The sequence below is a fragment of the Pseudomonas sp. EA_65y_Pfl2_P78 genome (genome assembly GCF_963970495.1).
Classification (GTDB): domain Bacteria; phylum Pseudomonadota; class Gammaproteobacteria; order Pseudomonadales; family Pseudomonadaceae; genus Aquipseudomonas; species Aquipseudomonas baetica_A.
The window spans coordinates 74,516-90,295 of the sequence record NZ_CAXAON010000015.1; the positions used below are offsets into that span (position 1 = coordinate 74,516).

At 58.8% G+C, this 15,780-nt stretch carries 13 protein-coding genes; 5 read left to right on the forward strand and 8 right to left on the reverse strand.

All coding sequences use genetic code 11. The annotated features are described in order from the left end of the window. Nucleotides 1–132: 132 nt before the first annotated feature. From nirB to cobA, 4 genes are read left to right on the forward strand one after another with little or no spacing between them, the layout of a single operon-like run. A complete protein-coding gene (nirB, locus tag AACY02_RS14070) occupies nt 133–2,586 on the forward strand; it encodes a nitrite reductase large subunit NirB (protein ID WP_339432471.1) in 2,454 nt (817 codons plus the stop codon). Beyond that, the gene (nirD, locus tag AACY02_RS14075) at nt 2,583–2,900 is read left to right on the forward strand and encodes a nitrite reductase small subunit NirD (RefSeq protein ID WP_339432472.1); all 318 of its coding nucleotides are present in this window, start codon (nt 2,583–2,585) and stop codon (nt 2,898–2,900) included. Before nirB ends, nirD begins: the two co-directional genes overlap by 4 nt. Then, entirely contained in the window at nt 2,900–5,617 is a 2,718-nt protein-coding gene (locus AACY02_RS14080; RefSeq protein WP_339432473.1) for a nitrate reductase, read from the forward strand. Before nirD ends, AACY02_RS14080 begins: the two co-directional genes overlap by 1 nt. Before the next feature lie 10 nt (nt 5,618–5,627). Next, nucleotides 5,628–6,374, forward strand: coding sequence for a uroporphyrinogen-III C-methyltransferase (cobA, locus tag AACY02_RS14085; RefSeq protein ID WP_339432474.1), 747 nt, complete (start codon nt 5,628–5,630; stop codon nt 6,372–6,374). An 82-nt stretch (nt 6,375–6,456) separates the two neighbouring features. Here cobA and AACY02_RS14090 read toward each other — a convergent pair whose 3' ends face one another. From AACY02_RS14090 to ppsA, 8 genes are all read right to left on the reverse strand, one after another. After that, complete coding sequence (locus AACY02_RS14090; RefSeq protein ID WP_221733928.1) at nt 6,457–7,491, reverse strand: OmpA family protein; 1,035 nt, start codon at nt 7,489–7,491, stop codon at nt 6,457–6,459. 107 nt (nt 7,492–7,598) lie between these two features. Continuing rightward, nucleotides 7,599–8,189, reverse strand: coding sequence for an RNA polymerase sigma factor SigX (sigX, locus tag AACY02_RS14095; RefSeq protein ID WP_166222309.1), 591 nt, complete (start codon nt 8,187–8,189; stop codon nt 7,599–7,601). 90 nt (nt 8,190–8,279) lie between these two features. Beyond that, nucleotides 8,280–9,104 carry a mechanosensitive ion channel family protein gene (locus tag AACY02_RS14100; protein WP_221733929.1) on the reverse strand — a complete coding sequence of 275 codons (825 nt, stop codon included), beginning with the start codon at nt 9,102–9,104 and terminating at the stop codon, nt 8,280–8,282. Nucleotides 9,105–9,106: 2 nt separating this feature from the next. Beyond that, a complete protein-coding gene (locus AACY02_RS14105; protein WP_008076827.1) occupies nt 9,107–9,355 on the reverse strand; it encodes a hypothetical protein in 249 nt (82 codons plus the stop codon). Between the two features lie 63 nt (nt 9,356–9,418). Then, the gene (locus AACY02_RS14110; protein ID WP_339432476.1) at nt 9,419–10,414 is read right to left on the reverse strand and encodes a zinc transporter ZntB; all 996 of its coding nucleotides are present in this window, start codon (nt 10,412–10,414) and stop codon (nt 9,419–9,421) included. 21 nt (nt 10,415–10,435) lie between these two features. Next, a complete protein-coding gene (gene rraA, locus AACY02_RS14115; RefSeq protein ID WP_339432477.1) occupies nt 10,436–10,927 on the reverse strand; it encodes a ribonuclease E activity regulator RraA in 492 nt (163 codons plus the stop codon). A gap of 226 nt (nt 10,928–11,153) precedes the next feature. Beyond that, nucleotides 11,154–12,143, reverse strand: a complete 990-nt coding sequence (locus AACY02_RS14120) for an alpha/beta fold hydrolase (RefSeq protein WP_339432478.1) — start codon at nt 12,141–12,143, stop codon at nt 11,154–11,156. 99 nt (nt 12,144–12,242) lie between these two features. Beyond that, entirely contained in the window at nt 12,243–14,618 is a 2,376-nt protein-coding gene (ppsA, locus tag AACY02_RS14125) for a phosphoenolpyruvate synthase (protein ID WP_339432479.1), read from the reverse strand. Between the two features lie 332 nt (nt 14,619–14,950). Between ppsA and ppsR the strand changes: the two genes are divergently transcribed. After that, nucleotides 14,951–15,769 carry a posphoenolpyruvate synthetase regulatory kinase/phosphorylase PpsR gene (ppsR, locus tag AACY02_RS14130; RefSeq protein ID WP_339432480.1) on the forward strand — a complete coding sequence of 273 codons (819 nt, stop codon included), beginning with the start codon at nt 14,951–14,953 and terminating at the stop codon, nt 15,767–15,769. Nucleotides 15,770–15,780 lie beyond the last annotated feature (11 nt).

The following is a 15,780-nucleotide window of genomic DNA, read 5'->3' on the forward strand; positions in this document are numbered from 1 at the left end:
CGAGAGAACGGGACCAGGACAAAGGCGTCCTCGCTAGGCAACTAGCGGGACGCCTTTTTTTGTTTGCGCAAAATTTGTCGAGCAACGCCTGACTGCCCACAAGAGGCCAGCCGAAGCTCCCCGGAGAACCTGATGAAAAAACTCAAACTGGTGATGATCGGCAATGGCATGGCCGGCGTCCGCACCCTGGAAGAACTGCTCAAACTGAGCAACGAGCTGTACGACATCACGGTCTTCGGCGCCGAGCCGCACACCAACTACAACCGCATCCTGCTGTCCCCGGTGCTGGCCGGCGAGCAAACGTTCGAAGAGATCGTGCTCAACGACCTCGACTGGTACCTGGAAAACAACATCAAGTTATTGCTCAACCGCAAAGTGGTGGAGATCGACCGGGTCAAACGCCGGGTGATCGCCGAGGACGGCACCGAAGCCGAATACGATCGCCTGCTGATTGCCACCGGCTCGACGCCGTTCATCCTGCCGATTCCCGGCAACAACTTGCAGGGTGTGATCGGTTACCGTGACATCGCCGACACCCAGGCGATGATCGACACCGCGAAAACCCACAAACACGCTGTCGTCATCGGCGGTGGCCTGCTGGGCCTCGAAGCCGCCAACGGCCTGATGCTGCGTGGCATGCACGTCACCGTGGTGCACATCGGCGAATGGCTGCTGGAGCGGCAACTGGACAAAACCAGCGGCCAACTGCTGCAAACCGCCCTCGAATCCCGTGGCCTGCATTTCCGCCTGTGCGAACAGACCCAGGCCCTGCACGACGCCGGCAATGGCCGCGTCGGCTCGGTGCAGTTCAAGAACGGCGACATCATCCCCGCCGATCTGGTGGTCATGGCCGCCGGCATCCGCCCCAATACAGAACTGGCGGAAAAGGCCGGCATCCCATGCAACCGCGGAATTGTGGTCAACGACACCCTGCAAACCTATGACCCGCGCATCTACGCCATCGGCGAGTGCGCCAGCCATCGCGGCATTGCTTATGGCCTGGTCGCGCCGCTTTTCGAGCAAGCCAAGGTTTGCGCCAACCACCTCGCGCAACTGGGCTTCGCGCGCTATCAAGGGTCAGTGACGTCGACCAAACTCAAAGTCACCGGCATCGACCTGTTTTCCGCCGGCGACTTCATGGGCGGCGAAGGCACCGAAACCATCACCCTCTCCGACCCGATCGGCGGGGTGTACAAGAAACTGGTGATCAAGGATGACGTGCTGGTCGGCGCCTGTCTGTACGGCGATACGGCAGATGGCGGTTGGTATTTCCGGCAGATTCGTGAGAATCACGCCATCGGCGAGATCCGCGATCACCTGATGTTCGGTGAAAACGCCTTGGGCGATGTAGGACATCAGGGCCAGGACAAAGCCATGTCCATGGCCGACACCGCCGAAGTCTGCGGCTGCAACGGCGTATGCAAAGGCACCATCGTCAAGGCGATTCAGGAACACGGCCTGTTCAGCGTCGATGAAGTGAAGAAGCACACCAAGGCTGCCAGTTCCTGCGGCTCCTGCGCCGGGCTGGTCGAGCAGATCCTGATCAACACCGTCGGCGGCGCGGCCGACGTCAAACCGAAAAGCGAAAAAGCCATCTGCGGGTGCAGCGACCTCAACCACGGGCAGATTCGTCAGGCGATCCGCGAACAACATCTGCTGACCATCGCCGGCACCATGAGCTACCTCAACTGGCGCACCCCGAATGGCTGCGCCACCTGCCGTCCGGCGCTGAACTATTACCTGATTTCCACCTGGCCCGGCGAAGCCAAGGACGACCCGCAATCGCGCCTGATCAACGAACGCGCCCACGCCAACATTCAGAAGGACGGCACCTATTCGGTGGTGCCACGGATGTGGGGCGGCGTGACCAACCCGTCGGAGTTGCGACGAATTGCCGATGTCGCCGACAAGTACAACGTGCCGATGGTCAAAGTGACCGGCGGCCAGCGCATCGACTTGCTGGGCATCAAAAAGCAGGATCTGCCGGGCGTCTGGAAAGACCTCGACATGCCGTCCGGCCACGCCTACGGCAAATCCATCCGCACGGTAAAAACTTGCGTCGGTAGCGAGTTCTGTCGGTTCGGCACGCAAAACTCGACACAACTGGGCATTGAGCTGGAACACGACCTGTTCAACATGTGGTCACCGCACAAAGTGAAACTGGCCGTCTCCGGATGCCCACGCAACTGCTCGGAAGCGGGGATCAAGGACGTAGGAATCATCGGCGTCGATTCCGGCTGGGAGATGTACATCGGTGGCAACGGCGGGATCAAAACCGAAGTCGCCGAGTTCTTCGTCAAGCTCAAAACCGCTGAAGAAGTCCGCGAATACAACGGCGCATTCCTGCAGCTCTATCGCGAAGAAGCGTTCTATCTGGAACGCACCGTGCACTACCTGCAACGGGTCGGCATGGAGCACATCAAGAAAGCCGTGCTGGAAGATCCCGAGCGTCGCAAAGCGCTGAACGAACGCCTGCAATTCTCCCTGTCATTCGAACAGGACCCGTGGAAAGAGCGCCTGGCGCAGCCGCAACTGAAAAAAGAATTCGATGTGATCCCCGTGAAAAACCTGGAGGTGCCGGCATGAACTGGCTCGATATCTGCGCCCTCGATGAGATCAACGCCCTCGGTTCACGGATCATTACCGGGCCTAAAGGCGACATTGCGATTTTTCGTACAAGTGACGATGAGGTTTTCGCCCTCGACGACCGCTGCCCGCACAAGGGCGGGCCGTTGTCCCAGGGTTTGATCTACGGCAAACGCGTGGCCTGCCCGCTGCACAACTGGCAAATCGACTTGCAAACGGGCGAGGCACAAGCCCCGGACGTCGGCTGCGCCCACCATCACCCGGCGCGGATCGAAAATGGTCGCGTGCAACTGGCCCTGCGGGACGCCGTCTGATGAATCGCCAGACGAGCGCCTCGACCTGCTGTTATTGCGGAGTCGGCTGCGGCGTGCTGATCGAGCATGACGGCGAGCGCATTCTCGGCGTCAGCGGCGATCCGGCGCACCCAGCCAACTTCGGCAAACTGTGCAGCAAAGGCTCGACCTTGCACCTGACCGGCGACCTCGCAGCCCGAGCGCTGTACCCGGAACTGCGCCTGGCCAAAGGTTTGGCCCGCAGCCGCACTGATTGGGATACGGCGCTGGAACACGCCGCCAACGTGTTCGCCGATACCATCACCGAGCATGGCCCGGACAGCGTGGCGTTCTATATTTCCGGGCAACTGCTGACCGAGGATTATTACGCCTTCAACAAACTGGCGCGGGCGCTGGTCGGCACCAACAACATCGACAGCAATTCTCGGCTGTGCATGTCGTCAGCAGTGGTCGGCTACAAACGCAGTCTCGGTGCCGATGCACCGCCGTGCAGCTACGAGGATCTGGAACTCAGCGATTGCGTGATGATCGTCGGCAGTAACATGGCCTACGCCCATCCGGTACTTTTCCGGCGACTGGAAGAAGCCAAATCCCGCCGCCCATCGATGAAAGTCATCGTGATTGATCCTCGCCGCACCGATACCTGCGATCTGGCAGATCTGCATCTGGCAATTTTGCCCGGCACCGATGTCGCTTTGTTCCATGGGATTTTGCATCTGTTGTTGTGGGAAGACTGGATCGACCGTGACTTCATCAACGCCCACACCGAGGGCCTGACGGCGCTGAAAAGCCTGGTGCGCGATTACACCCCGCCGATGGTGTCGCAGTTGTGCGGGATCAGTGTCGAGCAGTTGCAGCAATGTGCTGAATGGGTGGGCACTTCGCCGAGCTTCCTGTCGTTGTGGTGCATGGGTTTGAACCAGTCCACCGCCGGCAGCGCCAAGAACAGTGCACTGATTAATCTGCATCTGGCTACCGGACAAATCGGCCGTCCCGGCGCAGGACCTTTCTCCCTTACCGGTCAGCCGAATGCCATGGGTGGGCGGGAAACCGGCAGTCTGTCCAACCTATTGCCCGGCCATCGTGACGCGGGCAATCCGGAGCATCGCGCCGAGGTAGCGGCTTATTGGGGGGTGGAACGGTTGCCCGAAACCGCTGGACTGAGCGCCATCGAACTGTTCGAGCAAGTACGCAGCGGCAAGATCAAGGCGTTGTGGATTGCCTGCACCAACCCTGCGCAATCGATGCCGGATCAAAGTGCCGTGCGTGCAGCACTGCAAGCCTGTCCGTTCGTGGTGTTGCAGGAAGCCTTTCGCACCACCGAAACCGCTGCGTTTGCTGACTTGCTGTTGCCCGCCGCCAGTTGGGGCGAAAAGGAAGGGTCGGTCACCAATTCCGAGCGGCGAATTTCCCACGTTCGCCAAGCGGTAGTCGCACCGGGCGAAGCGCGTCCAGACTGGGCGATCACGGTGGACTTCGCACAGCGTCTGGAGAAACGTCTGCGTCTTGATCAGCCAAGTCTGTTTGCCTTCGATCAACCCGCGCAGTTGTTCGATGAATACAAACTGCTGACGCGCGGGCGTGACCTGGATTTGTCGGGGATCAGCCATGCCTTGATCGACGAGATAGGCCCCCAGCAGTGGCCCTTTCCCTCCGGAGCCAGGCAAGGCACCCCACGCTTGTACGGCGACGGTATTTTTCCTACGGCAAACGGGCGTGCGCAGTTCATTGCCGACCCCTATCGCGCCGCCAAGGAACCGCGCGATGCACGTTTTCCACTGACGCTGATCACCGGTCGCCTGCGCGATCAATGGCACGGCATGAGCCGCACCGGCACCGCGGCGCAATTGTTCGGCCATGTCAGCGAAGCGGTATTGAGTCTGCATCCCGACGAGTTGCGCCGGCATCGCTTGCAGCCCGGGGATCTGGTCAACCTGAAGAGTCGTCGAGGGGCTGTGATCGTCGCGCTAAGCAGCGATGACAGTGTGCGTCCAGGTCAGGCATTTTTGCCGATGCATTGGGGCGATCGCTTTCTCAAGGGTGGCGTGAACACGCTGACACTGAGCGCCTTCGACCCCCTGTCCAGGCAGCCGGAACTCAAACACAGCGGAGTGCGCGTGGAATCGGTGAACTTGCCATGGCGGCTATTCGCCCTCATTGAGGGCGATGTACAACGGCATTTCGAGACCCTAAGACCACTCTGCGAGGCATTTTCCTACGTAAGTCTCAGCCTTGTCGGACGTGAACGATCGGCATTGCTGATACGCGCCGCCAGCAGCGAGGCGCCAGATCCGCAATTACTGCGTGAGATTGACCAATGCCTGTCGCTTATCGACGGGCCCGTACTGGCCTACGACGACCCACGTCGCGCCATCGGCAAACGCGTGCGAATCGAAAACGGCCGAATCACTGCGATTCGGCTGGCCGGTGAGACCCTCGCGCAGCATTGGCTGCAGGGCCTATGGCTGGAAGGCCGCGCGGACGAACAACTGCGTCGCTGGCTACTGGCGCCAATGAGCGCACCACCCGGTAGCGCCGAAGCGCAAATCGCCCCGGATAAAACCTTGTGCAACTGCGAAAACGTCAGCCTCAACGCAGTCTGCACCGGCATTCGTCAGGGTCTGGATCTGCAAGGGCTGAAAAACCAACTGGGCTGCGGCACGCAATGCGGCTCCTGCGTTGCGGAAATAAAACGCTTGCTGGCCGCCGATGTGCAGCCAGTCGCGACCATCGGATGAGGAAAACACCATGAATGCAAAAGTCTGGCTGGTGGGCGCGGGCCCCGGCGACCCGGAACTGCTGACCCTCAAAGCGGTACGCGCCTTGCGCGAAGCCGATGTGGTGCTGATCGATGATCTGGTCAACGACGCAGTGCTGGAACACTGCCCCACCGCGCGGATTATTGCGGTGGGAAAACGCGGTGGGTGCCGCTCGACACCGCAGGCGTTCATCCATCGGTTGATGCTGCGCTATGCTCGCCACGGTAAATGCGTCGTGCGGCTCAAGGGCGGTGATCCGTGCATTTTCGGGCGTGGCGGCGAAGAAGCGCTGTGGTTGCGCGAGCGTGGCGTCGAAGTCGAGTGGGTCAACGGCATCACTGCCGGGCTGGCCGGGGCGACGCAGTGTGATATTCCTCTCACATTGCGGGGTGTCGCTCGCGGTGTGACGCTGGTGACCGCACACACTCAGGACGACAGCCAATTGAACTGGCAGGCGCTGGCGCAGGGCGGCACAACCCTGGTGATCTACATGGGGGTGGCCAAGCTAGTCGAGATCCGCGATCAACTGTTGGCAGGCGGGATGGCGGCGGATACGCCGGTGGCAATGATCGAAAATGCGTCGTTGCCGGAGCAGCGCGAATGCCGGAGCAATCTGACGTCAATGAGTGACGATGCTTGCAGGTTTGAACTCAAGAGCCCTGCCATTCTGGTGATCGGTGCAGTGGCGGCTGTTATTGAAGATCAAAAGATCGCAGCCTGCGGAAACTCTGCATAGGGGCCGCGTGCGTCTCGTAAGGCCAAATCACAGGCAAAGAAAAGCCCGGCATAAGCCGGGCTTTTCTCAGAGCGGCAGCTAATTACTTAGCTTGAGCTTCAACCTGCGCTTCTACGCGACGGTTTACAGCGCGGCCAGCTTCAGTTTTGTTGTCAGCAACTGGGCGGGATTCGCCGTAGCCAACAGACTGAACGCGGGACGATTCAACACCGTACTGGTTGGTCAGAACTTGCTTAACGGCGTTTGCACGACGCTCGGACAGTTTCTGGTTGTAAGCGTCAGGACCGACGGAGTCAGTGTGACCTTCAACAGTAGTGGTGGTGGATGGGTACTGCTTCATGAAGTCAGCCAGGTTTTTGATGTCGCCGTAGCTGTTTGGCTTCACAACCGACTTGTCGAAGTCGAACTTGACGTCCAGCTCAACACGAACAACTTCTGCAACTGCTGGGCAGCCGTCAGCGTCAACAGTTACGTTGGCTGGGGTGTCCGGGCACTTGTCAACGTTGTCGCAAACGCCGTCGTTGTCGCTGTCGGAGCAGACTTCAGCCGGTGCTGGAACTGGAGCAGCAGCAGGCTTGGAGCCGCCACCGAAGTTCACACCGATACCGACGCTAGGAGCCCACTCGGTGTCGCCCTGGTCGATGTTGTACTGAGCTTCAACGCCAGCACGAGCGTAGAAGTTGTCGGTGAAGTACAGCTTGGCACCGCCGCCAACGTTGGCGAAGGTGGAGCGGTTACGACCGCCGGAACCGTTCTGACCGATGCTCTGATCGGAGAAACCAGCCGATACGTATGGACGCAGCATGTCGCCTGGGTTGTTGAAGTGGTACAGAGCATCCAGAGCGGTGTTGGCGCCCTTGATGTTACGGCCATCGTCGGAACGCACGTTGTGCACTTCGTCGTAGCCCAGACGCAGTTCAACGTCGTCGGTCAGGAAGTAACCGATCGAACCGCCGAACAGGTTGCCGTTGTTCTTGAAGTTACGAGCGCTGTCGAATTGTTCTTTCTTTGCGAAGCCTTCGATTTCAACTGCGCCTTGGCCTTGTGCCAGAGCGCCGAACGAAGTGGCGGCAATCAAAGAACCAATGGCCAAGCCCAAGGTGTTTTTCAGTTTCATCCGTTAAATCCCCATCTGGTGATTGTGAAGCAGTCCCGCAAACCGGGGGACAACTCGGCGGCAATTCTATCAGAACTTGCCTACACGTAAGAGATATTTGCGCTGAACTAAGTTTCAGCAATGCCTGCAAATTTCTCACGTAATTTATCTAGAGCACGCTTGTACCGCATTTTTGTAGCACTCAAACCCATGTGCATGATGTCTGCGATCTCCTGAAACTCCAGCTCTGCGACAAAACGTAGCACCAGAATTTCACGGTCAATCGGGTTCACATACACCAACCAGCGATCGAGTCCACCCTTCTCTTCCGGTTTCGGCGCCTTTTCCTCAGACGCTTCTTCCAGCGGGTCAAGACTCAATGCGTCCATCAAGCGACGCTTTCGCCGTTCCTTTCGATACTGCGTAATACATTCGTTGTAAGTGATGCTGTACAGCCAGGTTTTGAACTTCGATTTCCCCTCAAAGTTCTTCAAACCATACAAAACCTTCAGCATCACTTCCTGACAGACATCGTCCGCGTCGCGATCGTTCCCGAGATATCTCGCGCAGACGTTAAATAATGTTCGCTGGTAACGCCGCATCAGTTCTTCATAAGCGCGCGTTACGTGAAAAAGCTCGGTATGCGAGCGCGCGACCAACTCCTCATCAGAGAGTTCGCGGGGGTCGTAGCGCGTGGATAGCGTATGGGCTTTATTCAAAACAAGTCGTGCCGACAGTCAGGTCAATGTCCGCCGCAACCAGCATCAGCTGGCATTTTGCGGCGGCATACATTAGCAGGGTTTGCCGGATTAGCGGCTACTCACATGCTGTTCCAGCAGGATCCGATTGGAAAGAGAGACTAGCTCACCCTCATCGGTCAGCAGTGTGGTTTTAACCGTGCCGATCTCTTCGATCTGGCCTTCGACCTCGCCAACACGCACTTGTTGCCCAACCTGATACAGCTCACGCACATAGATTCCCGCAAGAATCTGACCGGCGATTTCCCGGCTTCCCAAGCCCATGGCCAGCGCAACGGCCAGACCAACGGTAATCAGAACAATGACGATCACATGGTTCAGAAGGTCGGTCTTGACCTCAAGCTGACTGATCGCAACCGAGATGCTGATGATGATCACCAGTCCCTGTGCAATTCGACCCAATCCCGAAGCGTAGTCCAGACCTACGCCTTCTGCTGCACCACGCACCAGCCCGTTGGCCAGTTGTGCGAGCAGAACACCTACCAGCAACACCAGCGCGGCGCCGAATACTTTCGGCAAATACAGCGCCAGGATGTCGAGCGTAGCCGAAACTCGCTCAAGCCCGAGGGATTCTGCTGCAGAAACCAGGAAAATGAGCAGAACGAACCAGTAGACGATTTTGCCAATCAGGGTCGAAATCGGTACCTGCAACCCGGCACGCGACATCAACTTGGTCAAACCGGTGCCGCCCATCAGGCGGTCGAGACCCAGTTTGGCAAGCAGCTTGGACAGCAAGGTATCGAGCAGCTTCGCCACGACGAAACCCAGCAGCAGCACGACCAGTGCGCCAAACAGGTTCGGGATGAAGTTGGCGACTTTGGTCCACAACGCAGTCATTGCAGTGACGAGGCTCTGAGTCCAGAGATCAAGTTCCATATTCAATCAGCCTTATCAGCAGTGCGAGCGGTAGGTTTACGAAGACGGGAAACCGGCGAAACATGGGCCGATCCGTTGTTCAAGGCGATCATCAGCGCGGGCAGCCAGCGGCCCAGCAGGCTGAACAGATCGCCGGCGCCGACCTGGCGGTTGGCGGTTTTGAGTACGCGACCCAGGCACGCATCGTCGTCGCGGCTGGACGGCGAAGCGTTGAGCATGTCACGCAAAGACTGTTCAAACGGATCGTGCATACGCACCTCTCGTGATGTCTGTGAAAGACGCGGGCAAATTTGGTCGGGTCACATGCGGCATCTCTATACCCAACGCAAACGTCGGAACAACCACCACTGCCCAAGGGCCACAGCGACCATCAGCAGGCAAGCCACCAGGAAGCCGTAAGGACTCCCGGAAAGCGGAATTCCACCGACGTTTATACCCAGCAGACCGGTGATAAAACTCATCGGTAAAAAGATCCCGGTGATGATCCCGAAGCGATACATCGTGCGATTCATGCGCTCGCTCAGGCGCCGGTCCTCAGCCTCCAGCACAAGCCCCACGCGCTCTCGGGTCAATTCGAGCTCTTCGAGATAACGCGTCAGGCTGTTGTTCAATTCGTTCCAGTAGTCGGCATCGTCATCGACGAACCAGGGCAGTTTTATCCGCGTCATCTGGCCGAAGATATCCCGCTGTGGCGCGAGAAAACGCTTCAGTCCAGCCGCCCTGCGACGGATGTGCAAAATGGCGCCATGATCGGGCGTATACCGTTCGTCGGCATCCATTTTTTCTTCTTCCTCATCGGCGATTTCCGAGAGGCAAGTGACCAGATCCTGCACCTTGTTGGTAAGGAACTGCGCCAGATAAAGGATCAGTTCAGAAGCGGTTTTCGGGCCTTTGCCGTCTGCCAGTTGCGCGAGCAATTCATCGGTAGCCCGCAACGGTCGCAAACGCAGGGAGATCACACGCTGAGCGCTGGCAAAAATGCGCACCGACACCATGTCTTCCGGCTCCGCGCCCGGATTGAGATTGACCCCGCGCAAAAACAGCAACAACTCGGCATCCGGCAACGGCAACAAACGAGGTCGGGTGTTCTCTTCCAGCAGCAGGTCGCAGGTGAATTCATTGAGACCACTGGATTTGCGCAGCCAGGTCTGGGTTTGCGGATGACTGCGATCCCAATGCAGCCACAGGCTTTCATGGGCCTGCAGTTGCAAATCGTCGAGTTCAGTCCGGGCTATCGAACGCGCACCGCCTTTACCGTCCAGCACCAGGGCATGCACCAGCCCCCATTGCGCGTTTTCTTCCTCGAACATCCTCATCCCTTTGTCGAAGGCTTATTCAGGCATCTTCAGCGGGCTCGGCGAGATGATCACGCCGTTGTTGTCCGCATAAATGTAGTGCCCCGGGTGGAACGTCACACCGGCAAAAGTCACCGCAACGTTGAGGTCGCCAACGCCGCGTTTTTCGGTCTTCATCGGATGACTGGCCAAGGCCTGAACCCCGAGATCGGTCTGGGCAATAACGTCGACATCACGGATGCAACCGTAGATCACCAGCCCTTCCCAGCCATTCTTTGCGGCCTTCTCGGCGATCATGTCGCCCAACAGCGCACGGCGCAGGGAACCGCCGCCATCGACCACCAGCACCTTGCCGTGGCCGTTGAGCTCGGCTTGTTCCTTGACCAGCGAGTTGTCTTCGAAGCATTTGATGGTCACGATTTCGCCGCCGAACGAATCACGGCCGCCGAAATTGCTGAACATCGGTTCCAGCACCTGAACCAGCTCCGGATAAGCGTCGCAAAGGTCAGGCGTAAGGTAATGGTTCATCGAAAAACTCCTGTGAAAAGGAAGACGATCAGGGATGACGCACTCTTTTGAAACGAGTTCCGGCGGTCGCTGTTTACCTTAGTTCATCCCATGGTCGCTGAACGAACCTGAACAAACGCTGAAACGTAATAGCTAAACAGCCACCCAATATGACCAGAACCGCACAACGCGTCATATCTTAGCCGCAAGCCATGCCGAACGAAATGCCCTTTTCAGAGCCTGCGACTCAGCCTGCAGCCGCCATATCCGGCTTCCCACCCAGCAGGGGCGCTTGCTGATCGCTCAACCAGCGTGCAACCAGTGGCCACACTTGCGTCTGCGCAGATTTGCTCACCAACATCTCGACATGACCGAAATTTTCGCTGAAGCCCTGCTCGCGCCCCAGATTGACGAACTGTTTTTGCTCGCTGCCTATCTGCTCGAACAGTTTGCGACAGGCCCAGGCCGGGTCCTGATGGTCCCCCGCTGCGCTGACCGCCAGCACGGGCACTTGAACATCTGCCAAACCGGCCCACCAATCCTTGTCCTTGTCACCAAAACGACCGAACAAGCCATACCAGCGCATGCTTTCGATGGCCAGACCGATCGGCTCGTCTTCTGGCCCACGTTTAAGACGCGAGCCCGATAGCTGGGCAAATCGCTTGAGAATGAAGCGACTGCTCCACTCCACCGGTGGGATTTTCAGGGGCCAGTAGGTTCGGCTGACTTGCGTGCCAAAAAATGCCGCGGACGCCACGGCCGGCTCACCCAGGTATTCGCCGCCCAGCGCCGCCGCCAGGGTGATGCCGCCCAGCGAGTGCCCGAGCCAATGCGGAACCTGACCGCTCTGCTCGCGCACGAACGCGGCAATTGCCGGCAGATCGTATCGCGCGTAGTCAGCGACGCGATTGCGCCGGTAATCCTCGTTGCGCTGCGACAGACCGTGACCGCGCATCTCCGGGATCCACACGTCGAAACCCAGCCGTGCCAGGTACGCACCCAGCCCCAGACCTTTCGGGGAAAACCAGAAGCGCCGATTGGAAAAACTGCCATGCAACAGAATCACTGGCACGCCGCGCACGGCCGGTTCATCGGCCATACCCAAACGGGTGACGGCGATTTCCACAGACCAGTCCGGGCTGTTGCCGGGTTTCAATCGGTAAACATCTTCGCTCAGATCGCCGCGCCGCTCGGCGCTGATCAGGGCGACAGGAAATAGGTTGCTGCTGCTTTGCATAATGCTCTTGCACAAAAAAGGGCGGCATCCACAGGAGCCCGCCCTACTTCAATCTCAAAGCCTCGACCCGCAAAGGCAGGTCGAGGCTTCATTAACGACTTATTGGGCCGCTTGGCCTTCCGCCAGGAAGAACCAGGTTTCCAGCACGGTGTCCGGGTTCAGCGACACGCTTTCGATGCCCTGTTCCATCAGCCATTTGGCCAGATCCGGGTGATCCGAAGGCCCCTGACCGCAGATACCGATGTACTTGCCGGCCTTGTTGCACGCGGCAATCGCGTTGGCCAACAGCTTCTTGACCGCCGGATTACGTTCGTCGAACAGGTGCGCGATGATGCCCGAGTCGCGATCCAGACCCAAGGTCAGTTGAGTCAGGTCGTTGGAACCGATCGAGAAACCGTCGAAGAATTCGAGGAATTCTTCCGCGAGAATCGCGTTCGACGGCAGTTCGCACATCATGATGACGCGCAAACCGTTCTCGCCGCGCTTCAATCCGTTCTCTGCGAGCAGATCCACAACCTGGCTGGCTTCGCCAAGGGTGCGCACGAACGGCACCATGATTTCGACGTTGGTCAGGCCCATCTCGTTGCGCACCCGCTTGAGGGCCCGGCATTCGAGTTCGAAGCAGTCACGGAACGATTCGCTGATGTAACGCGAAGCGCCACGGAAGCCCAGCATCGGGTTTTCTTCTTCCGGCTCGTAGAGTTTGCCGCCGATCAGGTTGGCGTATTCGTTGGACTTGAAGTCCGACAGACGCACGATGACTTTCTTCGGCGCGAAGGCAGCCGCGAGGGTGCTGATGCCTTCAACCAGTTTTTCGACGTAGAAACCGACCGGATCGTCGTAACCGGCGATGCGCTTGTCGACGCTTTCCTTGATTTCCGGCGGCAGGCCGTCGTAGTTCAGCAGTGCTTTGGGGTGGACGCCGATCATGCGGTTGATGATGAATTCCAGGCGGGCCAGGCCCACACCGGCATTCGGCAGTTGCGCGAAGTCGAAGGCGCGGTCCGGGTTGCCGACGTTCATCATGATCTTGAACGGCAGATCAGGCATGGCATCCACGGAGTTCTTCTTGATGTCGAAGCCCAGTTCGCCTTCGAAGATGTAACCGGTGTCGCCTTCGGCGCAGGACACGGTCACGCCCTGACCGTCCTTCAGCAGGTGGGTGGCGTTACCACAGCCCACGACGGCCGGAATCCCCAGTTCACGGGCAATGATCGCCGCGTGGCAGGTACGGCCGCCCCGGTTGGTGACGATGGCGCTGGCGCGCTTCATCACCGGTTCCCAGTCCGGGTCGGTCATGTCGGACACCAGCACGTCGCCCGGCTGGACTTTGTCCATCTCGGACACGTCCTTGATGATGCGAACCTTGCCGGCGCCGATGCGCTGGCCGATGGCGCGACCTTCGACCAGCACGGTGCCGGTTTCTTTGAGCAGGTAACGTTCCATGACGTTGGCCTGAGTGCGGCTTTTCACGGTTTCCGGACGGGCCTGCACGATGTACAGCTTGCCGTCGTCACCGTCCTTGGCCCATTCGATGTCCATCGGGCACTGGTAGTGCTTCTCGATGATCATCGCCTGCTTGGCCAGTTCGCTGACTTCGGCGTCGCTCAGACAGAAACGCGCGCGGTCAGCCTTGTCGACATCGACGGTTTTGACCGACCGACCGGCCTTGGCCTCGTCGCCGTAAATCATCTTGATGGCTTTGCTGCCCAGGTTGCGACGCAGGATCGCCGGACGACCGGCTTCCAGCGTGCCCTTGTGGACATAAAACTCATCCGGGTTCACCGCGCCTTGTACGACGGTTTCACCCAGGCCGTAGGCGCCGGTGATGAACACCACGTCACGAAAGCCCGATTCGGTATCGAGGGTGAACATCACGCCGGCGGTGCCGGTTTCCGAACGCACCATGCGCTGCACGCCGGCCGACAGGGCAACCAGCTTGTGGTCGAAGCCCTGGTGCACGCGGTAGGAGATCGCACGGTCGTTGAACAGCGAAGCGAACACCTCTTTGGCAGCGCGGATGACGTTTTCCACGCCACGGATGTTCAGAAAGGTTTCCTGCTGACCGGCAAAAGAGGCGTCCGGCAAGTCTTCGGCGGTGGCCGAAGAACGCACGGCCACGGCCACGTCAGGGTTACCGGCCGACAGCGCGGCGAACGCGGTGCGGATCTCGGCATTCAGTTTTTCAGGAAACTCGGCTTCCATGATCCATTGACGGATCTGGGCGCCGGTCTTGGCCAGCGCATTGACGTCATCAACGTCGAGTGCGTCGAGGGCCTTGTGGATCTGGTCGTTGAGGCCGCTCAGTTCGAGGAAGTCGCGATAGGCCTGAGCGGTGGTGGCAAAGCCGCCAGGGACCGACACACCGGCGCCTGCCAGGTTGCTGATCATCTCGCCCAGGGATGCGTTCTTGCCCCCCACATGCTCAACATCGTGTTTGCCGAGCTTATCGAGGGAAACTACGTACTCTACCAAGGTGATCTCTCCACTAACTGTGTTGGAAAAGCTCAGAAGCCGGCGGCTCGGGGGAGCGTTGGCCGGCTGTATGGCCTGGACCTGGAAAATAAGTGAGAATGCGGGCCAATGGCGGCCGGCAAATCGCGCCTATCATATCCAGAAATGCTCATAAGTGTCCTGTACTGCCTATGCATGCCGATGTGGCGAGTGACTGTTGTTGCCAGACAAGGCGCCGCGGCAAGTCATAGCTGGCTATGGCGAGGAGCGGCAACGTAGTATGGCGACAACAGGCGCCGCCACGACGGCATGCATAGGCAACACAGGACACTCACTTAAGGCCCAAGGTGCAAATGAAACGATCTGCTTTCTTTATCTCCGATGGCACCGGCATTACCGCCGAAACCCTGGGTCAAAGCCTCTTGGCGCAGTTCGAAAACATAGGCTTCAGCAAATTCACGCGCCCGTACATCGACAGCGTGGAAAAAGCGCGGGCCATGGTACAACAAATCAACAAAGCCGCTGAAACCGACGGCTTTCGCCCGATTATCTTCGACACCATCGTCAATCAGGACATTCGTGAGATTCTCGCCACCTCCAATGGTTTCATGATCGACATTTTCTCGACCTTCCTGGCGCCTCTCGAGCAGGAATTGACCGAGCATTCTTCCTACACCGTCGGCAAGTCGCATTCGATCGGGCACAACTCCAATTACATGGAGCGCATCGAAGCGGTGAACTTCGCCCTCGACAACGATGACGGCGCCCGCACGCACTATTACGACAAGGCCGATCTGATACTAGTGGGCGTGTCGCGTTGTGGTAAGACGCCGACGTGCCTGTATATGGCGATGCAGTTCGGCATCCGCGCCGCCAACTACCCACTGACCGAGGACGACATGGAGCGCCTGACCTTGCCAGCCGCCCTGCGCGCGCACCAGCACAAGCTGTTCGGCCTGACCATCGACCCGGATCGCCTCACCGCGATCCGTAACGAGCGCAAGCCCAACAGCCGCTATTCGAGCTATGCCCAGTGCGAATTCGAAGTGCGCGAAGTGGAAAACCTGTTCCGCCGCGAAAACATCCCGAACATCAACTCCACGCATTTCTCGGTGGAGGAAATTTCGGCGAAGATTCTGGTCGAGAAAGGCGTGGAGCGGCGGTTCAAGTAGATTCGCGGTGC